Origin of the sequence: Marinobacter sp. KM021 (assembly GCF_050707965.1) — a bacterium.
Lineage (GTDB): Bacteria > Pseudomonadota > Gammaproteobacteria > Pseudomonadales > Oleiphilaceae > Marinobacter > Marinobacter shengliensis.
Map to the genome: position 1 here is coordinate 2,397,778 of NZ_CP136129.1, position 21,988 is coordinate 2,419,765.

Annotated in this window: 29 protein-coding genes; 11 read left to right on the forward strand and 18 right to left on the reverse strand. The window is 56.6% G+C overall.

Annotated features, from left to right (window positions below; genetic code table 11):
* Positions 1-91: 91 nt before the first annotated feature.
* The 4 genes from RVM24_RS11240 to RVM24_RS11255 all read left to right on the forward strand — a co-directional run bounded on the left by RVM24_RS11240 (position 92) and on the right by RVM24_RS11255 (position 2,629).
* Positions 92-505 (forward strand): hotdog fold domain-containing protein, encoded by a 414-nt coding sequence (locus RVM24_RS11240; protein WP_143151209.1) that lies wholly within the window; start codon positions 92-94, stop codon positions 503-505.
* Positions 506-533: 28 nt separating this feature from the next.
* On the forward strand, positions 534-941 hold the full coding sequence (locus RVM24_RS11245; protein WP_374812442.1) for a PaaI family thioesterase: 408 nt from the start codon (positions 534-536) through the stop codon (positions 939-941).
* A gap of 78 nt (positions 942-1,019) precedes the next feature.
* Positions 1,020-1,223 carry a DUF3185 family protein gene (locus tag RVM24_RS11250; RefSeq protein ID WP_374812444.1) on the forward strand — a complete coding sequence of 68 codons (204 nt, stop codon included), beginning with the start codon at positions 1,020-1,022 and terminating at the stop codon, positions 1,221-1,223.
* Between the two features lie 185 nt (positions 1,224-1,408).
* Positions 1,409-2,629: a PQQ-binding-like beta-propeller repeat protein gene (locus RVM24_RS11255; RefSeq protein WP_374812446.1), complete on the forward strand. Its 1,221-nt coding sequence runs from the start codon at positions 1,409-1,411 to the stop codon at positions 2,627-2,629.
* A gap of 42 nt (positions 2,630-2,671) precedes the next feature.
* On the opposite strand, the gene mtgA is transcribed toward RVM24_RS11255, so the two are convergent.
* On the reverse strand, positions 2,672-3,367 hold the full coding sequence (mtgA, locus tag RVM24_RS11260; RefSeq protein WP_374812448.1) for a monofunctional biosynthetic peptidoglycan transglycosylase: 696 nt from the start codon (positions 3,365-3,367) through the stop codon (positions 2,672-2,674).
* Positions 3,368-3,559: 192 nt separating this feature from the next.
* Here mtgA and zigA point away from each other — a divergent pair, with 192 nt between their 5' ends.
* Together zigA and dksA are read left to right on the forward strand one after the other, a co-directional pair.
* Complete coding sequence (zigA, locus tag RVM24_RS11265; protein WP_374812449.1) at positions 3,560-4,762, forward strand: zinc metallochaperone GTPase ZigA; 1,203 nt, start codon at positions 3,560-3,562, stop codon at positions 4,760-4,762.
* A gap of 6 nt (positions 4,763-4,768) precedes the next feature.
* Complete coding sequence (gene dksA, locus RVM24_RS11270) at positions 4,769-5,176, forward strand: RNA polymerase-binding protein DksA (protein WP_374812451.1); 408 nt, start codon at positions 4,769-4,771, stop codon at positions 5,174-5,176.
* Positions 5,177-5,183: 7 nt separating this feature from the next.
* Here dksA and RVM24_RS11275 read toward each other — a convergent pair whose 3' ends face one another.
* From RVM24_RS11275 to RVM24_RS11320, 10 genes are all read right to left on the reverse strand, one after another.
* The gene (locus RVM24_RS11275) at positions 5,184-7,073 is read right to left on the reverse strand and encodes a DUF3857 domain-containing protein (RefSeq protein ID WP_138437068.1); all 1,890 of its coding nucleotides are present in this window, start codon (positions 7,071-7,073) and stop codon (positions 5,184-5,186) included.
* On the reverse strand, positions 7,070-7,510 hold the full coding sequence (locus tag RVM24_RS11280) for a hypothetical protein (RefSeq protein WP_431474000.1): 441 nt from the start codon (positions 7,508-7,510) through the stop codon (positions 7,070-7,072). The genes RVM24_RS11275 and RVM24_RS11280 overlap by 4 nt, the downstream gene beginning before the upstream one ends.
* Positions 7,511-8,068: a hypothetical protein gene (locus RVM24_RS11285; protein ID WP_431474001.1), complete on the reverse strand. Its 558-nt coding sequence runs from the start codon at positions 8,066-8,068 to the stop codon at positions 7,511-7,513.
* A 184-nt stretch (positions 8,069-8,252) separates the two neighbouring features.
* On the reverse strand, positions 8,253-9,992 hold the full coding sequence (locus tag RVM24_RS11290) for an N-acyl-D-amino-acid deacylase family protein (protein ID WP_374812453.1): 1,740 nt from the start codon (positions 9,990-9,992) through the stop codon (positions 8,253-8,255).
* A gap of 127 nt (positions 9,993-10,119) precedes the next feature.
* Positions 10,120-10,578, reverse strand: coding sequence for a DUF4112 domain-containing protein (locus tag RVM24_RS11295; RefSeq protein ID WP_374812455.1), 459 nt, complete (start codon positions 10,576-10,578; stop codon positions 10,120-10,122).
* Positions 10,579-10,614: 36 nt separating this feature from the next.
* Complete coding sequence (locus RVM24_RS11300; RefSeq protein WP_374812457.1) at positions 10,615-11,046, reverse strand: DUF3010 family protein; 432 nt, start codon at positions 11,044-11,046, stop codon at positions 10,615-10,617.
* A gap of 28 nt (positions 11,047-11,074) precedes the next feature.
* The gene (locus tag RVM24_RS11305) at positions 11,075-11,419 is read right to left on the reverse strand and encodes a PBPRA1643 family SWIM/SEC-C metal-binding motif protein (RefSeq protein ID WP_374812459.1); all 345 of its coding nucleotides are present in this window, start codon (positions 11,417-11,419) and stop codon (positions 11,075-11,077) included.
* 170 nt (positions 11,420-11,589) lie between these two features.
* Entirely contained in the window at positions 11,590-12,300 is a 711-nt protein-coding gene (locus RVM24_RS11310; protein ID WP_374812461.1) for a DnaJ domain-containing protein, read from the reverse strand.
* Positions 12,301-12,338: 38 nt separating this feature from the next.
* Complete coding sequence (locus RVM24_RS11315; RefSeq protein WP_138437063.1) at positions 12,339-13,034, reverse strand: VWA domain-containing protein; 696 nt, start codon at positions 13,032-13,034, stop codon at positions 12,339-12,341.
* 26 nt (positions 13,035-13,060) lie between these two features.
* A complete protein-coding gene (locus RVM24_RS11320; RefSeq protein ID WP_138437062.1) occupies positions 13,061-13,447 on the reverse strand; it encodes a DUF2750 domain-containing protein in 387 nt (128 codons plus the stop codon).
* Between the two features lie 111 nt (positions 13,448-13,558).
* On the opposite strand from RVM24_RS11320, the gene RVM24_RS11325 reads away from it, so the two are divergent.
* Positions 13,559-14,458 carry a hypothetical protein gene (locus RVM24_RS11325; RefSeq protein ID WP_374812462.1) on the forward strand — a complete coding sequence of 300 codons (900 nt, stop codon included), beginning with the start codon at positions 13,559-13,561 and terminating at the stop codon, positions 14,456-14,458.
* 3 nt (positions 14,459-14,461) lie between these two features.
* Here the strand turns inward: RVM24_RS11325 and RVM24_RS11330 are convergent, their stop codons facing one another.
* Positions 14,462-15,100: an SDR family oxidoreductase gene (locus tag RVM24_RS11330; protein ID WP_106694872.1), complete on the reverse strand. Its 639-nt coding sequence runs from the start codon at positions 15,098-15,100 to the stop codon at positions 14,462-14,464.
* Between the two features lie 192 nt (positions 15,101-15,292).
* On the opposite strand from RVM24_RS11330, the gene RVM24_RS11335 reads away from it, so the two are divergent.
* Positions 15,293-15,961: a glutathione S-transferase gene (locus RVM24_RS11335; RefSeq protein ID WP_342630948.1), complete on the forward strand. Its 669-nt coding sequence runs from the start codon at positions 15,293-15,295 to the stop codon at positions 15,959-15,961.
* Positions 15,962-16,014: 53 nt separating this feature from the next.
* Here the strand turns inward: RVM24_RS11335 and RVM24_RS11340 are convergent, their stop codons facing one another.
* Positions 16,015-16,470 (reverse strand): GatB/YqeY domain-containing protein, encoded by a 456-nt coding sequence (locus tag RVM24_RS11340; protein WP_374812465.1) that lies wholly within the window; start codon positions 16,468-16,470, stop codon positions 16,015-16,017.
* 102 nt (positions 16,471-16,572) lie between these two features.
* Between RVM24_RS11340 and tenA the strand changes: the two genes are divergently transcribed.
* On the forward strand, positions 16,573-17,241 hold the full coding sequence (gene tenA, locus RVM24_RS11345; RefSeq protein WP_374812467.1) for a thiaminase II: 669 nt from the start codon (positions 16,573-16,575) through the stop codon (positions 17,239-17,241).
* A gap of 11 nt (positions 17,242-17,252) precedes the next feature.
* On the opposite strand, the gene RVM24_RS11350 is transcribed toward tenA, so the two are convergent.
* From RVM24_RS11350 to RVM24_RS11360, 3 genes are all read right to left on the reverse strand, one after another.
* Entirely contained in the window at positions 17,253-17,687 is a 435-nt protein-coding gene (locus RVM24_RS11350) for a DUF4399 domain-containing protein (protein ID WP_138437058.1), read from the reverse strand.
* A gap of 65 nt (positions 17,688-17,752) precedes the next feature.
* Positions 17,753-18,364, reverse strand: a complete 612-nt coding sequence (locus tag RVM24_RS11355; protein WP_374812469.1) for a class I SAM-dependent methyltransferase — start codon at positions 18,362-18,364, stop codon at positions 17,753-17,755.
* Between the two features lie 64 nt (positions 18,365-18,428).
* Entirely contained in the window at positions 18,429-19,070 is a 642-nt protein-coding gene (locus RVM24_RS11360) for an MBL fold metallo-hydrolase (protein ID WP_374812470.1), read from the reverse strand.
* 143 nt (positions 19,071-19,213) lie between these two features.
* Here RVM24_RS11360 and soxR point away from each other — a divergent pair, with 143 nt between their 5' ends.
* Positions 19,214-19,681: a redox-sensitive transcriptional activator SoxR gene (gene soxR / locus RVM24_RS11365; RefSeq protein ID WP_374812472.1), complete on the forward strand. Its 468-nt coding sequence runs from the start codon at positions 19,214-19,216 to the stop codon at positions 19,679-19,681.
* 19 nt (positions 19,682-19,700) lie between these two features.
* Here the strand turns inward: soxR and RVM24_RS11370 are convergent, their stop codons facing one another.
* Complete coding sequence (locus RVM24_RS11370) at positions 19,701-19,952, reverse strand: hypothetical protein (protein ID WP_374812474.1); 252 nt, start codon at positions 19,950-19,952, stop codon at positions 19,701-19,703.
* Positions 19,953-19,968: 16 nt separating this feature from the next.
* Here RVM24_RS11370 and RVM24_RS11375 point away from each other — a divergent pair, with 16 nt between their 5' ends.
* The gene (locus RVM24_RS11375; RefSeq protein ID WP_374812475.1) at positions 19,969-20,961 is read left to right on the forward strand and encodes an MBL fold metallo-hydrolase; all 993 of its coding nucleotides are present in this window, start codon (positions 19,969-19,971) and stop codon (positions 20,959-20,961) included.
* Positions 20,962-20,966: 5 nt separating this feature from the next.
* Here RVM24_RS11375 and RVM24_RS11380 read toward each other — a convergent pair whose 3' ends face one another.
* Positions 20,967-21,887, reverse strand: coding sequence for a bifunctional transcriptional activator/DNA repair enzyme AdaA (locus RVM24_RS11380; RefSeq protein WP_374812477.1), 921 nt, complete (start codon positions 21,885-21,887; stop codon positions 20,967-20,969).
* Between the last annotated feature and the right edge of the window lie 101 nt (positions 21,888-21,988).

Sequence of the window (21,988 nt, forward strand, 5' to 3'; positions counted from 1 at the left end):
TATTGGCACTATCTCCTGACCGCCCTTTTCTAGCGTAGGAGAATGCATTGTGAATGTTGTCAGCCTCTACAACCGGCTTAGCCGTCTGCCCATGGGCAAAACCCTGTTCAGTCGTGCGGTCTGCCAGACCGCACCGTACTTCTCCAGCATCTCACCAACGGTAGAGACTCTTGCCCCGGGCCGCTGCGTGGTCACCATGAAAAAACGCCGAAAGGTCACCAATCACCTGAAAACCGTTCATGCGATTGCCATGTGCAACATGGCGGAACTGGCCGGCGGGTTGCTCACCGACGCCTCAATTCCCAAGGGGGCACGCTGGATTCCCTCTGGCATGACCGTCAAATATCTCAAGAAGGCCAAAACCGACCTCACTGCTACCGCCGACGGCTCCAGCCTCGACTGGTCCGAGGAGGGTACGGTCAGGGTGCCTGTCTCTGTGACGGATACCTCTGGCCAGGAGGTGTTTCATGCCCTGATCGATATGAACATCAAACATACCCGCTAACCGGCGCACCGCACAGGAGGAACCCGCCATGGGGGAGCTTTTCGAATTTGGCAAACAGATCCTGGCCCAACAACCGTTCAGCGTACTATTGGGCACTGAGTTGAAAGCATTTGAACCTGGCAAAGCGGAACTGAGCCTGATCGTGAAAGAAGAGCTCAAGCAACAGCACGGTTTTGTCCACGGCGGAGTGGTCAGCTACCTCGCTGATAATGCACTGACCTATGCCGGAGGTTCGGTTTTGGGGGATTCAGTCACCTCCGAATACAAAATCAACTACCTCCGCCCAGCTATTGGGGACCAGTTGATCGCCAGGGCACGGGTACTCTCTTCTGGCAAGCGCCAGGCCGTGTGCCAGTGCGAGATTGTGGCGACGGATAACGGCGAAGAGAGGATGGTCGCCGTGGCTCAAGGTACCATTACCAGGGTGGCGAGCTGACGCCCGGCGTATCTATACTCCTAGTTGACTAATAGGTCGCCATGAACAATTCATTAGAATGTCAGCGGGGAAACTGCAATGGGAAGTTCAAAACTGGTCGGTGTCGTGTTAGTGGTGGTAGGCGTTGTCCTGCTCTACTTTGGCTATCAGTCCAGCCAGGCTGTTGGCAATCAGGTTACCGAAGCGCTGACCGGTCGCTTCACGGATGAAACCATGTGGTATCTGATCGGTGGTGCAGCAGCAACCGCAGCGGGCGTGTTTCTGACGTTTGTGAAAAAATAGCGAGATTCCCGACTGGGAACGCCGCTCCTGACTCCCTACCGGCATTGTCGAGCAACCTAGTGTGTATTACCTAATTCCCTTCAATAGACTTTCGACCCCTGCTTACCAAGCCAATCCAAGAACAACATCGCTTCCGTGAGCGCAGTAACCCATGGAAATCTATTGATACAACGGAGTGTTGTTCTATGCGCACTATTGCAAGAAAGAAAACCCTTACCCTTCTGTTCTCCCTGGTTCTGATCGCCGCCTGTACCGCAACCATCAAGCCCGAGTGGACCGCACTGTATAACCACAAAGCCAACGTGGAACCCGATCGCCTGACCTGGCTGGAAGATCTTTCGGTCAACAGCTACGGTGATGTCATGGTCGCAGGTACGACCATTCGCACCGGTCTGGCCAATCGAGTGCAGGATATTCTGCTTGTCCGTTACTCCGATAACGGCCAACGGCTCTGGGCGGTCGATTTCGATCTGGCCACCGGGGACTACCGCAGTGACGACAGCGCCCTTGCCATGGTTATTGATGGCCAGGACAACGTGTACATCCTGGCCAATCAGTTCAAGGTTCTCGATGAAAATACGTCGTCTGCCGGTGCCTGGCTGATCAGCGCTGATGCCAATGGCAACGAACGCTGGCGCTATAAGCTCAGTGACAACAGCGAAATGCGCGCGTTGAGTCTCAGCAACGACATGCTTTACGTAACCGGGCCCAACACCCGGGTATTCAATCTGGAGGGCACGCCTCTGCTGCACATTGAGCATCCGGAGCATACCGCGCACTCGGTAACCGCCAGTGCCAACGGTAATTTCGTCGTTGCCAGCGGCCAGGCTGTCAGCCTGTTCAACGCAAACGGAGAGCAAGTTTGGCAGCAAACCGGTGTAACCGGTGAGTACCCGGCCGGCGAAGTCATCTTCACCATGAACGGCGACATCGTGGCGACCAACCTGCTGGCAGACAACGGTGGCGCCCGCATTTCCCGCTACACGCCGGCCGGCGACAAGCTGTGGACCAGAACCTTCGACGCGGCTTACAAGAGTTACGGCTTGCCCGGGCCAGCCCTGGTGTTCGAGGACTATCGTGGCGACCTGCTGCTGACGTCTTCCAACTCTGATGGTCACCGTATCGTTAAACTCGACAGTGCCGGCAGGACCGTCTGGAATAAAACATCGCGCAACGGGATCATTAAAGATGCCGCCTTGAAAGGGTCTGACCTGTTTGTGGTTGGCGGTGGTTTCAACGCCAAGTACGAAAGCGACGGCAGCCGCGTGGCGGAATCAAAAGTAGACCGTAGCGTGCAGATTACCACCGGCAGCGTTGCCATTGATGGCAACAAGCTTTACGCCGGCTATAGTGCAGAGAACAATGGCAGCTTTGCACTCCACCTGTCACAGTACCTGGACCGGTAAAAATTGCAGGAACTGAATAGCCGACTGCGATGCAGCCGGCTATTACAGCCCCTCAAGATACCGCAGCCCGGAAAGCTGGGCCATTTGCCGTTGAATCCAGTCGACCCTTTCCTGCACATAGGCCGACGGAGAGTTCACGCTCAGAACCTTCGGGTTTGGTAAAACAGCGGCCAGGCGTGCAGCCTGGGCCTGGGAAAGATAACGTGCCGGCTTGCCAAAGTAGGCCTGGCTGGCCGCCTCCACACCGTAGATACCCGGGCCGAATTCCGCGATATTCAGATACACCTCAAGCACTCTCTGCTTGGGCCAGAGGCCGTCGATGGTAACGGCCAGGCCCGCCTCAATGGCCTTGCGAGCAAAGCTGCGCCCGTTCCACAGAAACAGATTCTTGGCGGTTTGCTGGGTGATTGTGCTGGCGCCCCGCAGCCCCTCCCCCGCCTTGTACTCCGACACAGCCTTACGGATAGCATCCACATCCACGCCACGATGATGGGGGAACCGTTGATCTTCACTGGCCACCACCGCCAGCGGCATCCACGGAGAAATATCCGACAGCGGCACCCACTCATGCCGTAACGGCCGGGGCGGGTTATCGAGTTGATACGCCAGCATAAACGCCGACGTGGGAGGGTTCACAAAGCGGAACAGCAGAATAGCCAGCAACAGCAGTGCGATAACGACACCGAGCGCCATCGCCACCAGACGCAACGATTTGCGAACAAAAGACCTCTTGGCCATAACCAGAACCTACCCACCGCCATTGGCTGAACACGAACAAACAGGCCGTACATGTTAGCCGACACGACAGGCTTTGGCGGTTACCATCTGGAAAGCCTGGGAGAGAAGCGCTGAATATCGACGTAGCTAATGTTATGTTATAACATATACATTAACGAGAACCGAAACTCCGACCCTTTCAGGAGAAGATCAATGCCGCTCACAGAAAAACGACTTCCGGTTACTGTTCTATCGGGCTTTCTCGGTGCCGGGAAAACCGCGGTACTGAACCACATCCTGAACAATCGCGACGGCAAGAGAGTGGCGGTCATCGTCAACGACATGAGTGAAGTCAACATTGACGCCGCCCAAGTACAACAGGAAGTCACGCTGAATCGCTCGGAAGAGAAGCTGGTGGAGATGAGTAATGGCTGCATTTGCTGCACACTGCGTGAAGACCTGTTAATCGAAGTGCGCAAGCTGGCCGCAGAAGGTCGCTTTGACTGCCTGGTAATCGAGTCCACAGGAATTTCAGAGCCACTGCCCGTAGCCGAAACCTTCACCTTCGCCGACGAAGATGGCGTCAGCCTGTCGGATATCGCGCGGCTCGACACCATGGTGACTGTGGTGGATGCGGTTAATTTCCTGAAAGACTATGACGAGGCACAATCGTTACAGGAAACCGGAGAAAGCCTCGGCGAAGAAGATGAACGCAGCGTGGCGGATCTGCTGGTAGACCAGGTGGAGTTCAGCGACATTCTGCTGATCAGCAAAACCGATCTGGTGTCCCCAGACAATCTGGCCAGGCTCAGGGGCGTGCTGCGCAGCCTGAATTCTGAAGCAGAGATCCTCCCCATCGAACAAGGCGCCGTGCCGCTGGACAAAGTGCTCAATACCAATCGCTTCAGCTTTGAACGCGCCCAGCAGGCGCCCGGCTGGCTGAAAGAAATGCGCGGTGAGCATATTCCGGAAACCGAGGAATACGGCATTTCCAGCTTCGTCTACCGGGCCCGCCGCCCGTTCCACCCGGCAAAGTTCTATGATTTCCTGCACCAGGGCGTCTCAAGTGGAAAGCTGATTCGCTCAAAAGGTTATTTCTGGCTCGCCACCCGCCCGGAGTTTGCCGGCAACTGGAGCCAGGCGGGCGGCATTGCCCGTCACGGGTTTGCCGGAATGTTCTGGAAAGCAGTACCGGAAAAAAACTGGCCCGAAGACCCGGAGTATCGCCAGGCGATTATGGAAAGCTGGATAGAGCCATTCGGCGATATGCGCCAGGAGCTGGTGTTTATCGGCCAGAATCTCGACCAGGACAGCATCACCCGCCAACTGGACGAATGCCTGTTGGATGAAGAGCAGCTGCTGGCCGGAAAGTCTTTCTGGAAAACGCTGAACGATCCGTTTCCGGCCTGGGACTAACATCAGATGACACTGACAAAAGATGAGTTGTTAAAGGCGCCCGCCGACGAGTACATGAACGAGGCGCAGCTGGCGTTCTTCCGACAGTTGCTCGAAGACCTGCGCCAGGAAACCATGGACAACATTGAAGCGGCAAAGCAACAGCTGGCCAGCCCTCCGGAAATGAACGATGAAGCAGACCGGGCCTCATATGAGGAGGAATCCCGGCTGGCCCTGCGCATAGTCGACCGGGAGCGCCGCCTGTTGCCGAAAATAGATGCGGCGATGAAGCGCATTGCCAACGGTGACTATGGGTACTGCCTGGAATCTGGCGAGCCCATCGGGATACCCAGGCTGCTGGCACGGCCCACCGCGGAGTTATGTGCCGAGGTGAAAACCCTGAACGAGCAAAAGGAGCTTAACTTTCGCCACTAACTCCCAATTAAAGCACTTCGCCTGAAAAACTGATCCGGGATTCTCTTACCAGCACATCCAGAAACCGATTGAATCGGTCAACCTCTCCCTGAGGAACGGATTGCTCAGGGATCTCAAGCTCAGTGACGACATCCAGAGTCTGGTTACCACGTCGTTGCACATGGCGCACCATACGTCCGAAATCGTTTGAGTAGTCAAACTCCGGTGTCAGGGTCGTCAGGGACCAGGCTGCACCCACGTCAAACCGATAGGTTGTCGTTACTTGTAATCCCGGGAAGCGGGCAGCACGCCCGTTTTTTTCAAGATAAAGACTATGGATCTCCTGATTCAGCCAGGCACTTTGCTCAAAATAGGACATGGCTTCCTCCGGATTCAGAAACGGATCAAACTCAGTATCCGACCGAACGCTGACTTCCGGGGCCAACGATTCAAATCCGACGAACTCGAATGCCGGCTCCACCGTATCAGCCACCTGCTCTTGATAGTTCTGCACGGCCCATTCCCTTCGGCTATCGGAATCCATTCCAGAGAGGAAGCTACGAAAAATCCCCGCATACTCACCGATATAGGTTCGTTTCTGCTGTTCTGTTGCTCCCCCCTGCCCCGTGAAGTTCAACTCGCTGTTCACGCGAACTTTCCAGCGAAAGGGTGCAACGGCAATTTCATCGGGTTCCGACCCCGGCTCCAGTTTCAACGCCACTTTGCCCTGAATCCAGGCGGGGGTGTGGAGCCAGTCTGTATGGGCATCTGTCGCGTCCAGGCAGTGTGTGTTTCCCTCCAGCTCAAAGCACACCACCATATGGTCGAAATACCGCATACTGGGAACCGTAAGCCGGGACGGATCATTCCTTTGTGTCGCCACCAGAACAGGAAAGGCCTCAACACCAATCAGCTTCAATAAATGGTGAAGCACAGCCGATTTGTCTTTGCAGTCTCCATACCGTGAGGAGAGCGTGGAGGCGACAGAATGGGGCGTTACCGCATGGCCAAGCTCCGACATGGACACGTACCTGATATCCCTGGCTACGAATTCATGAATCCTGGCAATCTGCTCAGACTGCGTTAGCCTACCGGTCTCAAGTTCCACCAGAAGCTCGTCGCTACCACGGGTATCGGCCAACGCCTGATCAAATGCCGATCGCGCACGATCAATAACCGCATCCCAGCCTTTCGCTTCGCCGACGATCAGGTGGTCTACTTCGTCGGCCCAGCTAACCTCGCCGGCAAACCGAACCGCAGGAATATCCGCACCCAAGCACGATAGTCCGTTATTGTCACCCTCGCATGATATCCAGTGCCCGCCAACGTCCCAGTCAACCTGCTCATCCTCCGGCCACTCCACCGTCAGGGCCCAGTGACTGACAGGCACCATAATCTGGGACGAGTAGATATCAGTCCAACCCATCTCCAGGCGAGATCGGTCTGTCACAATCTCGTACTCGAGCATTGCGATGCTACCCGCTCCCAGGCCAGGCAGCGCTACCACTGCCTGACGCCGGTCTGTAAACGTGTTGCCGTTATCTACATTGGTAATTTTCAGGTTGTCTGCTTCAAAGGCGTGCAAGCGCCCTTTTGCGTCGATAGACGCAGCGAGGTGAATGGTCACTTGATCGGTCTGCTCATCAAAGTAGATGCGATCGGTTCCGTTATTCTGCACATCCGTGCTGGAAGGGTAATACCAAACGTCCCTCACCCGTCGGCGAACCGTATCTTTATCGACCTTGATATCGGTTTTGAACTCCAGGCGCGTTAACTCGCCCGGTAGATCGTCCTTACCGCGAAGCCCGGAAGCCAGTTCATGAAGCGCCGAAAATTCGGAGCTATTCCACTGTATGGCGGGCTTGGCCCAGACACCCGAAGAGAGCACCAAAAACGGCGCCAGTAGTAGCCACCTCATAACGCTTCAAACTCCTCAGTCATTCGAAGCAGCTCCGGCTTCCGCCGTTGGTACGTCGCGGCAGGAGTCGTCATATGAACGATAAGTTCGTAGACGCCGTGTTCGCTCTCAACAATCCCTGTTGTCCACATAGAAGGCGTGTTCAAGTCCATACCCGTGCAGGTGATTTGGGTTGAAACGTTAAGACTGTCCCCGGAAAACTGTCGAAATTCCTCGCAGCCAGCTCTCCTGAGACTGCCGTAGAGTGTCTGCCGCCGGTTATGTGCAAGCTCCTCAAGAGACATCCCCTCGTAGTGGTACACAATGGCCCAAATGTCCTCAGCCGGCCCACGTATTTCGAGTAGCGCCTCGTCCTGGGCGAAGGTACCCGGACTGACCCGAACCCAGCCTTCCGTTGGCACCGGAAACTGAAAACGCCCCTCGGCATCGATGTACACTTATCCACCGGCCAATTCGTCGATGTCATAAACCCCAAGAGCGCCAAGACTCAGGTACGGCAAGGCGATGAAGGTGACACAGACCATGGGCACTGCAATCAACCATTCCCACCATTTATAACCGCGACCGGCATCGCCAACCGGCGGGTTATCAAGGTTTCGCTTCAGTGTGTTGAACCGCGCTTCCAGAATGGTGAACAAAGCCCCCCAGACCAACATAGCAAACACGAATGTCCACAGCGGAGTGGCAATTCGTTCCTGAACATTAAAAAAGGCGGAGACCAGTATTACGCCCGTTATCCATACGTAGCGACTCGCGCCCCAGGCAGGCACCCTGTTTGCCTGCTCAAGCTCGCGGAGATAACGAGTCAGCCTGGGTAATGCAATCAACTGGGCGATCAGGAACAGCGGCACGAAAAACCATAGCCAGGGTTTTACCTCATGCTGACCTAAACGACGCACCTCACGGAGTCGCCCTACCAGCCAGAACATGGTGTATAACCCAAACGTGGATGCATGAAGAATGAAGTCCCACCACCAGGCTCGGGGGGCTTTCATTGGTTGATCCGAACCGGAATCTTGGTTGAGGTACTTCGAAGCGGCGCCGACTTCCTGACTTCCCTGGCCATCAAACACAGCTGTGTTTCTCCTGAACTGAGGCGTAAGCGTGTTAATACAGTAACAAAACGTTCTCTGTTTTATGCATTTGTTTTAACGTTTTTGAGACCCGATCACGAAACTATTAACCGGCTGGAATAAACCTCCCAAATCCCATGTCACGCCCCAGTGCAGGTAAGATCTCTTCTTCATCCACTGCGAGCTTGCCGTTGATAATCACAGTTTTCACGATACCGGGATTACGGTTAACCAGGCGCTGAAGGTCGAAATTCTCCATGTCACCCCAGTGCACCTGCTCCAGGTTCTGGTTAAATCCTGATGGGTCCAGCACCACCACGTCGGCCCTGTCTCCCTCCCGGATTTTCCCGGCGTCGATGCCAAACCAGTCGGCCTGGTCTCCGGTCAGGCGATGCACCGCTTGCTCCATGGTCATGATCGGATCGCCTTCATCAATGGATTCATGCACCAATTTCAACATGCGTAGCGGCAGGTTGTAGAACGCCATATTGCGGATATGAGCGCCGGCGTCGCTGAAGGTAATGAGTGAGCGGGGGTCTTTGACGATCCGCTTGAGCACCTGTTTCCGGTGATTGCCCACGGTGGTGTACCACCGGATTTTCTTACCGAACTCCACGACAAGGTCCAGGAACAGGTCCACCACATGAACGCCCCGGGCCTTGGCCACTTCCTCGAAGTTCTTTCCAATCAGGGATTGGTCCGGGCAGTCGATGATCATGGCGTCACCAAAGTCGCGCTGCCACACCCTCGGGCTCAGTTTTTCGCCATAGAACTTACGGAACTTACGCCGGTACGCTTCGTCTTTCAGGAGCTCGTTGCGCTCAACCGCGTCTTTCAGGTCCAGGGCCATTTCGCCGGCGCCGAACTCTTCAAAAAACACCACATCGATGCCGTCGGCATACACCGTGAACGGCGTGGGCAACACCTGCCAGCGGAAATCCCCCCGTAACGCATTGGTAAACACAGAGGTCAGGCGGGTCAGGTTGGTTAGGTAGGCACTGCCCTTAAGATCCATCTGGCTGATCAGTGTGGTCTTCAGGGGCCGGCGCAGCCAACCCAGGCATTCGCGCACGTACTGCAGAATCTGTAGCGGCGTGGCGGCATTCGGAGCCCCCTGATGCACACGGTTATACTGGCGCACCAGCCTGTTCAGGCGCGCCACCTCTTTCCATTTAGCGTAAGTGCTGGGCAGGCTCTTGGACCACTCCCGGTCGCCGTCCACCTTGTCCCATTTCAGGCACATGGTGGAGAGCCCCAGGAAGCCTTCATCCAGGGCCTCTTTCAGCAATCGCTCCATGGTCTGCATTTCGTCCTCGGTGGGCTGAATCGCCAGGTCGGTGGCCCGGCTCAGGCCCATAACACCCACCCGCAGGTCACTGTGCCCCAGAAAACTGATCACATTTGGCCCCAGCGGCACCTGTTTGACATGTTCCACCCATTGTTTGGGGGTAGACCAGGTTTTGTGTTCCTTCAGAATCGGCAGCACCCGCTCCCGGGGCACGGTTTCCACCCGGGTGAAAATGTCGGAAGCGTCCTCATACTCACTGCAGATCATGCTCAGGGAACAACTGCCCACCAGCACAGTGGTTACACCATGGCGCACGGATTCCGACAGGCTGGGGCTAACCAGTAGCTCGGCATCGTAATGGGTGTGGGTATCCAGAAACCCCGGCGTCACCCATTTGCCCGAGGCATCAATCACCCGATCCGCCTCAGCATGATCGATGGCCTCATCAGTGACCTTGGCAACTCGGCCATCCTTGATCGCCAGAGTGCGGATGGAAGACGGGGCGCCGGTGCCATCGAAATAGCGGCCACCTTCAATAATGAAGTCGTAGTGAGCCATAGCGGTGTTCCCTTTCACTGGTCTTGTTATTGTCAGGGCATTGGCCAGAATCAAATGCGATGCAGTGTCTGGCCTGAGACTAATCAGGATAGCTCAAGAGCGGACGATTATCGCCGCGAAACAGGTCTCAGAGTATCAACGTTAACCCGCCGGTAAACAGCGCGAGCAGAATCGACAACCCTATCAGCGTCTTCCAGGGGAATGGCGGTGGTGTTGGCTCAACAGCCAACTGTTGCTCCAGGTACGTTCTGAGCAATCCAGTGTTGCGGGTATTGGCTTTGTAGATGGCATCAAAGGCGTCGCCAACCACGGGTAACAGGCCGCCCAAAAAATCGATAATCATATTGCGCCGCATGCGTCGCTTCACGGCTTTGCTTGCGCCAACCCGATGCGCTTCGATCAGGACATAACTCGACAACACCAAGCCTACGAAGTCTCCCACCACCGGCACCAGCCCAATAATGGCTTCGACGCCAAACTTGAAGCGGGTCAAGGGAATGCCAATGCTGCTGTCCATCAAACGGCTGAACTTATCCAGCCGCTTCAACGTAGCCCGCTGCTGGGCTTCAGTGGGTTGCTTCGCCATGCTCGCTCCAAACGCCGTTCTGCGGATAACGCCCCATTACTTCGCCATCAATCCAACATAGGCTGCGGTGAAGGCGGTTTCCTGGAAGGCTTTCAAACCGGTCGCTTCAAAATGAATGGGCAGCGGGTTGGCAGCCAGCGTAGATTTGATCAGAGCAGGAGGCAGCAACCTGATATCCAGATCCGGGTCGGCAATGAGCTGTATCGTCGCCTCCAGTTTGAAGCTGATGGCTCCGCCGGCAAACTTGCCTTTGGGCATGCGTTCCTTGATCGCGACACGGGTTACCTCGTGCTCTGCCATCAGTTCCGCGAACGCCGCCTGGAACTGTTTCAGGTCTTCGCGGGTGTGGTTTTTAACCAGCGATAGCTTGCGCACCTTGCATTCCGGCAAGCTGATCAGCCCCCGATCCAGTTTCAGCAAACACAGCACTGCGTCGCTCGCGGTGAGTTCAACGCCACAAACAATCATAATGTTGCTCTCTTAGTTCGCCGCACCTTCAGCCACAGCACTTTTTGAACTTCAAGCCACTGCCGCAACTGCACGGGTCGTTACGCGACGGCGTTTTCGTGGTGACGACCGTCGCAACCTTGTTCAGAAGTACCGTCAGCTCGGCGATGGATTCAACCGCACCCTCGCGGCTGTCTACGGTAATGTTGGCGTGCAGCCCGGCCTCGGCCACCTGGGCTTCGATCTCTTGCTTGCGTGCCTCACTGGTTACCACCAGTTTTAGCGGAAATTTCTTGCTGCCGCTTTTCTGACTGGCCTTGGTCTTAAACCCGCCGTAATCGGTGTGATGCTGGCGAGCATCCTGCCGGCCTTTATAAAAGAACTTGTCTGACATGCTGATATCCTGATGAACGGAAGAGAGCCCGAAGCCAGTACAACGCCTGCAGCCGCTGGGCGGAGACGTTTTAGCATGCTTGTGGCGCCGAATATATAGGCAGAAGCGGAAGTCTGTCAGTTAAAGCGGCAAATCCAGTGAAGAAACCCTGCAGACCTTGTGTGAATGCATCAGCCCAAGAGCCGCTCCTTCGCCTCATTGATACGTGCCGCCAGATAGTTACTACCGCCACGGTCCGGATGCATTTTCTGCATCATCCGGCGATGGGCCTGAACAATCTCTTCTTCGCTGGCGCCGGGTTCCAGGCCAAGGATATCCAGCGCTTCGGCCTCGGTAAGCGGGCCGCCCGCCCGTGACTGCTGGCCGGATTCGCTGCCAGCGGTATCGCCCTGATCATCCGCGCGCCAGGAATCACCAAAACGGCGGTCCAGATAGGTTTCCAGCAAGCGGGCAGAGTCTTCGTCTTCCATACGACAGTACTGCAGAAGCTCCAGAAATTCGCTCTCGCTCAGATCCGACAACGCTCGCCTGGCCATTGGGCCTTTAAGAACCTTGCCGCTCATGGTTCCGGAATCGTGGTCCAGGCTCATTTCCAGGATATCGCTGGCGACCCGGGATTGATTACCCGTTTTCGCCTGGCCACCGCCCGGTAGGTTCCCAGTCAGTATTGACGGCAACACCCTGCGCAACAGCGGGTAAAGAAACGCCAATAACGCGAACAGAAAATGCAGCCGGCCGGTAACAGCCATAACCAACACCAACCCGATCCCAACAATCAACGTCAGCTTGATAATCGCCGGTTTGCGTTGACTGGCCGGCTGGCTGCGCAGCCAGACCCACGCAACAACCGTTAACACAATAACCAACAGCGTTAGTGGCACTCAGATACTCCGGGTTCTCTCAGTCTACTCAGCAAATGCTAGCGGATTTGCTGAGTAAGACGTTTCACTTCCGCAGAACTGCGGCTGGAAAAATCCTCCAGGGCTTTTGCTCCCCCGGAAGCATAGACCGCGACAGCCGCCATAAGATCCTTCAGTACCTGCGGGCTGTTTCGGTCAAAGGGTACGTAAGCGCCGCCAGACAACTTGCTCACCTGCTGGAACACCGCCTTGGCGTGGGGATCATGCCCCTCGTGGAACATGAACACCGGCGTTCGCAACAGGCCCAGTTCGCCCGCGGAGTGGCAAAGCTCATCCACCGGCTCCTCGCAACAATCGCCGATAAACACCACGGCTTTTACCGCTTTTGCCCGGGTTTCCTTCACCGCATGGGCCAACACCCGGCTAATCTGGGTGCGGCCACCCAGGCAAGACACGCCGTTCATCAGGTTCAGCAGCTGGCCGGTCTCATTCACAAACCCGGTCGCCTTGAACTCACCAAAGCCACGGTAATAACACAACTGAATGGCCAGGCCTCCCAAATCTTTGGTAGCCATGAACAGCTCGCTCTGAAGATGGCAGGCCTGGTCCCAGGTTGCTTCCCGGCTGGCGGTGGCATCCAGAGCGAAGATCAGGCGCCCCTCGCCACCCCCCTTCGCGGGCAGCGTGCGAACCTGGTGGATAAACTGGTCGATGGCCTGTTTATCGGATTTGGTACGTAGCTCTTTATCAGCCATAAGCCTCCGCCACCTCCCATGTAAGACTAGAACGAGCTGGACATCACCTCTTGCAGATCACGCTTGAGTTCTTCCGCCGGGGTTATCCATAATTCACCCTCACCACCGGGGAAGACACCCACTTCCAAGCCGTCCCGGGTTAAACCTGGCACCCACTTCTTGAAGAAGTCAGGCAAAGAGACCGCCTTCGGTGAGAGGTCGCCGGAATCCTTGGCGTAATCCGCCGCGAACTCAGCACCCGGCCAAACTGGCAAATACCCAACACCGTCCTCTTCCGAGACAATTTTCAAAAACTGATTGTCGGTATTGATCAGAATCCAGATTTCGCGCTCGTCGGCGACGGCATCCAGAAAGTAGTCATACCGTTCCTCGCCATCCATCTCAAGAATCTGGGCCAAGGGGTTATCGCTCATGAAGACTCCATTATAGGGAACCAATACCGGTTTCACCGCCCGAAGCGGCCATATATAAACTGAAGCCTATCAGGAAAGAAACCAACTTGCCTGAACAAGCGCTATGGTTAGATGACACCCCGAACAATGGCAGGCCCCATGGTGTTCCGCGACTCCAGTGCCCAAAGCAGACATCGGCCCACAGCAACACAAGCAGCTGCAACGGCCATACTGTTAATCTCACTTGCGCAACCTGGCCCGGTTAACGCTGCAGGCACTTTCTACCTGCAGTATCGTCATTGGCAACCGTATAGCTGGCCCGGCAAAGAGCCCACCGCCAAAGACGTCAGCCGCTCCCAGCGGGAGCTGGGCTGGCGCTATCAAGGCGCAACCTCCACCGTTGGCCTGGACTACGATTACCAGCCGCTTCGCATACGCACGGGCACTCCGGCCCACAACGGCCACCTGCACCGGCTGACATTCGGGGGCGAGTGGCAACACAACCTTTATCACCTGGAGACTCAAGTGGGCGTCGCAGGCACCTCCAATATGTTCAAACATCAGGACTTCCACCGCCAGGTACTCAATGGCCGCCTCGCTGCATTCAGAGCCTGGCACGAGGGCTCAGACCTGAGCGTGGGTGTTGGCGGTGATCATCGCTTCGGTTCGTTTCGCTGGCTGCCGCGGCTGAGATGGGCGCAGTCCACGGATAACGGCCACTGGTTGATGGATTTGCCCGTTTTGCTGCAGTGGCAAAACGCCGATCATCGCTGGACCATCCGGATGGAGCGCGCGGGCGACCGTTGGGCCACACTCGACAAGTCCCGCGAGGTTGAAAGCGCGCTGTATCTTCGGGAATGGCGGGCGGAACTGAGCTACCGGCTCGGCTTTGGCAATGATTCGTGGCCTGCGGTTGTGCTGGGGCTAGGCGCCAGTATCGACACCCGCGTTCGATACCAGGATCTGGACGCGGGCACCCGGGATATTCGCCTCGGCGATCGTATCTTCGGCCGGGTGATGCTCAGCTGGTAGGAATTAAAGCTTTGCCAGGGCATCAACCACCGGCGTGTCGCCTGAAACCACATCGAACACCCGGTTGTCCGTGTTATCCGAGTCCAGCACGGCCAGCAGCACCCGAGCCACGTCCTGCCGGGGAATCTCCGCGAAAGAGGCCAGCCGTTCACTCACCGCCACCTTGCCGGTACCGTCATCATTGGTCAGCCGCCCCGGCCGCACAATGGTGTAATTCAAGCCGCTGTTCTTCAGGTGTTCATCGGCATTTCGCTTGGCCCGAAGATAGTGCTGAAGTTTTTCGGGGCCCTTCTCCGGCTCCTCGGCGCGCATACTGCTCACCATGATGAACCGCTTTATACCCATGGCCCTGGCAGTGTCTACCAGGCGGATAGCACCGTCCTGATCCACATCAATGGTTTTATCCGGGCCAGTATGAGGGCCAGAACCCGCGGTAAAGATGACGGCATCACAGCCGCGCATGGCCTCACTGCAGTCGTGCTCCAGATCCCCCAATACGGTTTCGGTGGCGCCCAGCTTCTGCAGTTCCGGCCCCTGATCCGGGTGACGGACCAGCGCCCGGGCCTCGTGATTGCTGTTTGCCATCTCCTGCAACAAATGTTGCCCGATCTGCCCGTTGGCGCCTGCTATAAACACGTGCATGTAGACCTCCTGCTTCGCTGTTCAGCGTATGTATCTCTTATAGTTGAGTGCCCGCTGAACGCAATTCAAGCCACGAAAGCGGTTTACTCAGAAGCATCATTAAAAATGAATAACACCAAAGGTGAACCAAAAGGCCTCTGTCACACTATTCTACTACCCGAACACTCTTTTTAACGGGAACGGAGCTTCCGCATGATTACAGTCCATCACCTCAACAACTCCCGCTCACAACGGGTTCTCTGGATGCTCGAAGAACTGGGCGTGCCCTACGAAATTCAACGTTACGAGCGCGACGCTGAAACCATGCTGGCCCCCGCCAGCCTGAAAAAGGTGCACCCGCTGGGGAAATCACCGGTGATTACCGATGGTGATCTGGTGGTGGCGGAGTCCGGCGCCATCATTGAGTACCTGGCCCACACCTACGGCAAAGACACCATGCTGCCCCAAAACGGCGGCCAGCAATGGCTGGATTACACCTACTGGATGCACTACGCCGAGGGCTCACTGATGCCGCCTCTGGTCATGCGGCTGGTGTTTGAGAAAGTGAAAACCAGTCCGATGCCATTTTTCATCCGGCCGGTGGCGAAAGGCATCGCCGACAAGACAAACCAGATATTCATCGGCCCTATGATCAAAACCCATCTGGACTTTGTGGAAGCGCACCTGGCGAAGAACACCTGGTTCCTGGGGGACGAACTGAGCGCAGCCGATATCCAGATGAGCTTCCCGCTGGAAGCCTCGGTGGCACGCGGTATTGTGGGTGCAAGCCGCCCCCACATCTCTGCCTGGGTGGCGCGAGTACATGCCCGGCCGGCTTACCAGCAGGCCCTTGAGAAAGGCGGCGAGTACGACTTCGCCTGAGGATAGCAGCGAGGGCCCGTGGCCCTCGCCTTCAAAACAAAAGGGGGCGGTGCTCAGCCCGCCAGTGCGGCCCGCACCTTCTTGCTCAACTGCCCCATATCCACCCGGCCCGTCACTTTCGGGCGCAGCTCGTTCATCACATTCCCCATATCCTGCATACCTTGGGCACCGGTTGAGCTGATCGCCTCAGCAATCAAGCCGTCCAGTTCTTCCTCGGATAACGCCGCCGGCATGAACTCCTCAATAATCGCCATTTCCGCCCGTTCCTTGTCCGCCAGCTCACCCCGGCCGGCGTCATCGTATTGGCTGGCGGCATCCCGGCGCTGTTTTAGCATCTTGTCCAACACCTTCAGCACATCGTCGTCACTCAGCTCGCGGCGCTCATCAATTTCAATCTGCTTGATGGCAGACTGGGCCATACGCAGGGTAATCAGCCGGTCCTTGTCTTTGCTGCGCATTGCGTCTTTCACCGCATTGCCGAGCTGTTCCTTGAGAGATGCTTGTGCCATGGTCAGGCTCCTGTATGAAGGAAAAAAGGGTGCGGGCATAATAGCAAAGAACCAGCCTCGGGCCCTCAAAACCAACTCGACAAACACCGCCGTGGAGTCTCAATGCCCTATCAGTTCGAAGACCTCAAAAACGCTTTTCCTGCCGAGTGGCGAGCCTATGTCGAACACAGCTTTGTGCAACAGCTGGGTAACGGCTCACTGGCCCCGGAAGCTTTCCAACACTACCTGAAACAGGACTACCTGTTCCTGATCCAGTTTGCCCGGGCCTATGCCCTGGCGGCCTACAAAAGCCCGACACTGGCAGATCTGTTGCAGGCCAAAGACGGGCTGCTGGCCATTCTGGATACCGAGCTGGGGTTGCACATCCGCTATTGTACGGAGTGGGGAATCTCAGAACAGGAACTGAACAGCCTGCCAGAAGCCCGTGCCACCCTCGCCTACACCCGCTACGTGCTGGATACAGGCAATCGCGGCGACCTGCTGGACCTGCATGTGGCCCTATCGCCCTGCATGGTCGGTTACGGCGAAATCGCCAACTGGCTGAACCAGCGCTCAGGAACCCTGCGGGGCGAAGCCAACCCCTACGATGCCTGGATCGCCATGTACGAAAGCGACGAATTCCAGGGCGCCATGCAGGCGGAAATCCGCTGGCTGGATGAACGCCTGGCCGACGTAACCCCTAGCCGGTTTGAACAGCTATCCCATATCTTCCGGGATGCCACCCGCCTGGAAATCGACTTCTGGGATATGGGGCTGAATCTGAGCGACTAGGTTTGCGCTCCCTACTCCACCGTGATGGTGATTTTCTCAGACATCACTGGCGGCTCATGGGGAATGTGCAGGTGATCACCAACCAAAAGCTGGAGTGTGTGCTCGCCCGGCTCTAACTCCAGAGTGGTCTGGGTTTGGCCTCCCCCAAAATGAATATGCCGGTCATCCGCAGGGATCGGTTTGTCCATCGGGGGCAGGTCATCCACATTAACCAGCAAATGGTGGTGCCCTGTTTTCTCACGCTCCACCCCCGCTGGCGCAACACCCAAGCCCTCCAGGCCAAACCTTACCGTCACCGGAGAGCTCACTGTTTGCCCGTCGAGCGGTGTCACAAAATACACCGCCGCCCCCTCAGGCGCGGGCGTTGCCCCATGGGCACCGGCGACCATCGAAGCGGCAAGGATCAAACCAAACGTGACACGCTGTGTCCTGATCATGGTGTTCATAACCTATTCCTTCAGTGAGTGAACCACTTCCTAATAGTAGGTTAACTTTCCTGGTTATGAAAAACTCAACCACCCCCACCTTTAAACCAACTGTATACCCGCATGGGCGGAATGTTCAGCAGTTCCAGCGTACAGCTGGTGTGAGCCCCCATTACCGGATCGGTAAACCGGGCGACATCTCGGCGGAACTGGTAGGCGATAAACCGCCCACCCTCTACCAGGTTGTCATTCACCGCCTGTACGACACGATGAGCCACAGCTGCCGGCATCTTTGAGAAGGGAATCCCAGAGATGATCACATCCGGCTGTTTCATGTGGTGAACAGCCAGAATCTCGGTGAGATCCTCGGCGCTGCCCAGGTGGTTGCAAAAGCGGGGGTCAACAATGTCGCCAAGCAACTCATGGAAGAAAGGGCTCAGCTCAATTGACAGAAGCCGCGCGTCTCGCCCCAGGTGACGAAGAAATGCGCGCGTGGTGCCGCCCGTACCGGGGCCCAGCTCCACGACCTGTCGGGCGACAGATAGACCAGACGCTTCAACGATTCGCTGCTCCAGAAATCTCGAACTGGGGATAACAGAGCCAACCTGGCCCGGTTCCCGCAGGAATCCTCGAAAGAAGGCCGCCGGATTCGTCCTCCGGCTCGAATCGGCCTTCGGCTCGCCACTTCCTCCATCCATTTTGCTCGCCCCACTAACGACCTCAACTGTTCATCGAGTATAGCAGTGCGACCCATAACCCGACTTACCCAGCCGTAAGCAAAGGCTGCAGTGCGCTATCCACGTGGCGTGCCCAATCGTTTGGCGACATTTCCTGGTAACCGTCCTTGTCGGCAAATGCGCTGGAAATGACCACATCTGGCTGCAACTCACGCAACATCCGTAAGCTGGCCACCAGAGTGTCACGGTCACTCCAACCCTTGATGAAGCCATTGCTCCATTGCCCTTTTCGGTTTCGATAAACCGTGTCGCCCGTGAAAAGGTAGGTCTTACCAGTCGCCGATTTCACCTGAAAACAAGTACTGCCAGGTGTGTGGCCGGGGGTTGGAATCACCTCGATGTTGCCAGCCAGTGTCTGTCTTCCGGTGAACAGAAGGTCCGGCTCCAGGATCTCCGCGAAGGATTCCCGCTCAAGCGCATGCCCGCCCAGCTTGGCTCCGTAGCGTTCACGCACCCGCAAGAGTGATTTACCCAATTCATCCTGATGACTCAACAATTGCCAATCAACGCCACCCAGGGTGGCCATGGCATCAATTTCATGCTCGTGGCCAGTGTTATAGAAGAGCACGTTGCCTTCTTCTCTCGTCAGCAGGTAGGCGTGAGTGGTAAGTCCGGGGAATGGATTCTCGACGTCAGTTTGCCAAAGGTCTGGAAAAATCTGTTTCATGACATTCTCCTGATGCGTCACTGATTGAACGGTTTGTCACTGCACCGCCAGCCTAATACCTAAAGTTAAGTTGAGGTCAACAAACAGAATCATGGAAAATGGCTATCGGGAGAATAGCCAGACCAAGCCCCTCGGAGGCAATCATGAAGACAGAATATAATCAGGAGCTGCGAGCCACGCTCAGTGTTGGGGAAGTTGCCAGGCGCAGCGGCGTGGCGGTATCGGCCATCCACTTTTATGAACAGAAGGGGCTGATCAAGAGCTGGCGCAACGCGGGCAACCAGCGGCGCTTCCAGAGAGATGTGTTACGGCGAATCGCGGTGATCAAGGTGGCGCAGCGGCTTGGTATTCCATTGGCCGAGATCGGCGATGCCCTGGCCGCACTGCCAACGGATCGCTCGGTTACCGCTGACGACTGGAAACACCTATCAGAGCTCTGGCGGGCAGACCTGGACCGCCGCATAGACATGCTCACCGGGCTGAGGGACCAACTCAGCGACTGCATTGGCTGCGGCTGCCTGTCTATCGACGCCTGCCGGCTAAGGAACCCCTGGGATGAATTGGGCGAGCGAGGCCCCGGGGCTCGGCTCTTGGAGCCGGATGCCGAGTAACCGGGTTACCCCGAGATCATCAACTGCTTTTCAGGTTGATCTGCTTTGTGCCGGTGGAAGTCAGTTGCCCACTTTTACCTTTGCCCACCTGCTCAACACGACCGCCGGACTTTAAAAAGGCTGCAGTCTGCGCTTCAATTTCGGCAGATGTTAAGGTAGCTTTAACAGCTTTCTTACTCATATTGTTTTCCATATCAGGTCTTGGCTTAAATGCCAGAATCAGCGCTCCCAGTCTATCTGAAACAAAAATATATTGCTGAACTGATTCCAATCGGCGAGCCTAACCCATGACCATCAACCGTGAACGCCTTGCTGCCCTTGCCGCAGAACCCCATTGCCATGGGGGAAGGTATCGAAACCTTGAGCCTGTACCCCGCCACGGTCTGGGGGATTTCCTGCGCTGGCAGTTAGCGCCCGGCCGCCGTTTCCCCCAGGGTAAACGCTACACACTGCTGCGCCCGGATGGCCATTTGCTGGCAAAGCCACCCCAAAAGCCACAACTGGTCTGGCTGGGGCACTCGTCTTTCCTGTTCCAGCATCAGGGCCTGAACGTGCTGACCGACCCGGTATTGTCAGACCGTGCCAGCCCTTTCCAGTTGATCGGGCCAAAGCGGCACACACCGCCGGCCCTGACCGTGGCAGACATGCCGCCTATCCACCTGGTATTGATCTCACACAATCACTACGACCACCTGGACGAAGCAACCGTGCGCCAGTTGCACCGGCGCTTCGGGACACACCTGCGCTTTTGTATTCCCATGGGCTTGCGCCCCTGGTTTGAAAAACGCGGCATCCATAACCTGGTAGAACTGGGCTGGTGGCAGTCTGACCGTATAGCCGACGATCAGGAGGTGTTCTGCCTGCCAGCCCAGCACTTCAGCGGCCGCACCGCAACGGACACCAACACCACGCTCTGGTGTAGCTGGCTTCTGGAAATCGACGATTTCCGTCTCTATTTCGCCGGGGACACCGGCTACGGCGGAATATTCAGGCATATCGGCGAGCTGTTCTCACCCATTGATCTGGCGCTGCTACCGATCGGCGCTTACGACCCGCGCTGGTTCATGGCCCCGGTGCACGTGGCACCGGAAGAGGCGGTCAGGATTCATCAGGACATTGGCGCCCGCCAATCCGTCGCCATGCATTGGGGCACCTTCGTACTCACTGATGAGCCCATGGATGAGCCACCACGGCGACTGCGGCTGGCGCTGGAGAGACAAGGGTTGAGCGAATCGGAGTTTCGGGTAATGCAACATGGAGAAGTCTGGTCGCCAACGTAGCCTCCCTAAGAACCGTCGTCAGCTCTCTGCTGTTTCTGCTCTGCGTCAAGCAACGCTCGCTTTCTCTCCAAGCCCCAACGATACCCACCAAGCCCGCCATCTCCCCGCAACACCCTGTGACAGGGAATCAGCACGCCTATCCGGTTTTTGCCGCAGGCAGAGGCCACGGCCCGCACCGCTTTGGGCTTGTCGATCTTCGCGGCCAATTCGCTATAGCTAAGCACATCGCCTTCCCGGATACTCAACAGGAATTGCCACACCTTCATCTGAAAAGCCGTCCCTCGCATATCCAGCGGCAGATCCGGCCTCGGGGCGCCTTGGCTGATGTGTTGATCCAAAGCCTCCACCCAGGCATCAAGCTCCGGGGCATTCCGGGCCGGTGACGCCCTCACTTCGGCCTTGGGGAATTCTGCTTTCAGACCACTCACCAACGAGGACTCACTGTCACCAAACTGGACAAAACAGACGCCCCTATCCGTTGCGGCCATGGCCATCAAGCCCAGAGAGGTGGGTCGACAAGCGTAGACGATGACCTCACCCTCACCCCCGGCCCGATAGGCCCTGGGCGGCATTCCAATATTGCGGTGCGCTTCCCCATAAACCCGGCTGACGGAACCAAACCCAGAGGCAAAGATCGCATCCGTGACCTTATCGCCATTTTTCAGGGATTGCTTGAAGTAGCGCATCCGCACCGCGTCCTGATAAGCTTTGGGAGAAACACCAAACGCTTCTTTGAATTGCCTTTGTAACCGCGAGGGAGAAAGCCCAACAATAGTCGCCAAGCCTGCCAGTGTCAGCGGCTCGTCTGCGTGCGTTTCAATATAATGTGCGATTCTTACCAGTCGGGTCATTCGTGAATCCCCCTCCTGGCGGTCGTCCCCGGATTCCAGGACAGCCCGCATCTCCTGCTCCACTGGCAACGGCATGTCATTCCCCTATATTCGCCAAGCACGGGGTTATTACAACGGACATTGCCAGGCGTTTCCATCCGATTCTTGCCCTGTTACTCCTTGCCAAGCCAGCCGAC

Coding starts and splice junctions, on each gene's coding strand:
- RVM24_RS11360 (WP_374812470.1), bottom strand. CDS start 19,070: ATGAAACAGATTTTTCCAGACCTTTGGCAAACTGACGTCGAGAATCCA.
- RVM24_RS11295 (WP_374812455.1), bottom strand. CDS start 10,578: ATGGCGAAGCAACCCACTGAAGCCCAGCAGCGGGCTACGTTGAAGCGG.
- RVM24_RS11320 (WP_138437062.1), bottom strand. CDS start 13,447: ATGAGCGATAACCCCTTGGCCCAGATTCTTGAGATGGATGGCGAGGAA.
- RVM24_RS11285 (WP_431474001.1), bottom strand. CDS start 8,068: ATGAAAGCCCCCCGAGCCTGGTGGTGGGACTTCATTCTTCATGCATCC.
- RVM24_RS11240 (WP_143151209.1), top strand. CDS start 92: ATGGGCAAAACCCTGTTCAGTCGTGCGGTCTGCCAGACCGCACCGTAC.
- RVM24_RS11350 (WP_138437058.1), bottom strand. CDS start 17,687: ATGAACACCATGATCAGGACACAGCGTGTCACGTTTGGTTTGATCCTT.
- RVM24_RS11290 (WP_374812453.1), bottom strand. CDS start 9,992: ATGGCTCACTACGACTTCATTATTGAAGGTGGCCGCTATTTCGATGGC.
- soxR (WP_374812472.1), top strand. CDS start 19,214: ATGAAGACAGAATATAATCAGGAGCTGCGAGCCACGCTCAGTGTTGGG.
- RVM24_RS11275 (WP_138437068.1), bottom strand. CDS start 7,073: ATGAGGTGGCTACTACTGGCGCCGTTTTTGGTGCTCTCTTCGGGTGTC.
- RVM24_RS11325 (WP_374812462.1), top strand. CDS start 13,559: ATGACACCCCGAACAATGGCAGGCCCCATGGTGTTCCGCGACTCCAGT.
- RVM24_RS11335 (WP_342630948.1), top strand. CDS start 15,293: ATGATTACAGTCCATCACCTCAACAACTCCCGCTCACAACGGGTTCTC.
- RVM24_RS11255 (WP_374812446.1), top strand. CDS start 1,409: ATGCGCACTATTGCAAGAAAGAAAACCCTTACCCTTCTGTTCTCCCTG.
- RVM24_RS11355 (WP_374812469.1), bottom strand. CDS start 18,364: ATGGATGGAGGAAGTGGCGAGCCGAAGGCCGATTCGAGCCGGAGGACG.
- dksA (WP_374812451.1), top strand. CDS start 4,769: ATGACACTGACAAAAGATGAGTTGTTAAAGGCGCCCGCCGACGAGTAC.
- tenA (WP_374812467.1), top strand. CDS start 16,573: ATGCCCTATCAGTTCGAAGACCTCAAAAACGCTTTTCCTGCCGAGTGG.
- RVM24_RS11305 (WP_374812459.1), bottom strand. CDS start 11,419: ATGTCAGACAAGTTCTTTTATAAAGGCCGGCAGGATGCTCGCCAGCAT.
- mtgA (WP_374812448.1), bottom strand. CDS start 3,367: ATGGCCAAGAGGTCTTTTGTTCGCAAATCGTTGCGTCTGGTGGCGATG.
- zigA (WP_374812449.1), top strand. CDS start 3,560: ATGCCGCTCACAGAAAAACGACTTCCGGTTACTGTTCTATCGGGCTTT.
- RVM24_RS11380 (WP_374812477.1), bottom strand. CDS start 21,887: ATGCCGTTGCCAGTGGAGCAGGAGATGCGGGCTGTCCTGGAATCCGGG.
- RVM24_RS11375 (WP_374812475.1), top strand. CDS start 19,969: ATGACCATCAACCGTGAACGCCTTGCTGCCCTTGCCGCAGAACCCCAT.
- RVM24_RS11340 (WP_374812465.1), bottom strand. CDS start 16,470: ATGGCACAAGCATCTCTCAAGGAACAGCTCGGCAATGCGGTGAAAGAC.
- RVM24_RS11250 (WP_374812444.1), top strand. CDS start 1,020: ATGGGAAGTTCAAAACTGGTCGGTGTCGTGTTAGTGGTGGTAGGCGTT.
- RVM24_RS11315 (WP_138437063.1), bottom strand. CDS start 13,034: ATGGCTGATAAAGAGCTACGTACCAAATCCGATAAACAGGCCATCGAC.
- RVM24_RS11245 (WP_374812442.1), top strand. CDS start 534: ATGGGGGAGCTTTTCGAATTTGGCAAACAGATCCTGGCCCAACAACCG.
- RVM24_RS11300 (WP_374812457.1), bottom strand. CDS start 11,046: ATGATTGTTTGTGGCGTTGAACTCACCGCGAGCGACGCAGTGCTGTGT.
- RVM24_RS11330 (WP_106694872.1), bottom strand. CDS start 15,100: ATGCACGTGTTTATAGCAGGCGCCAACGGGCAGATCGGGCAACATTTG.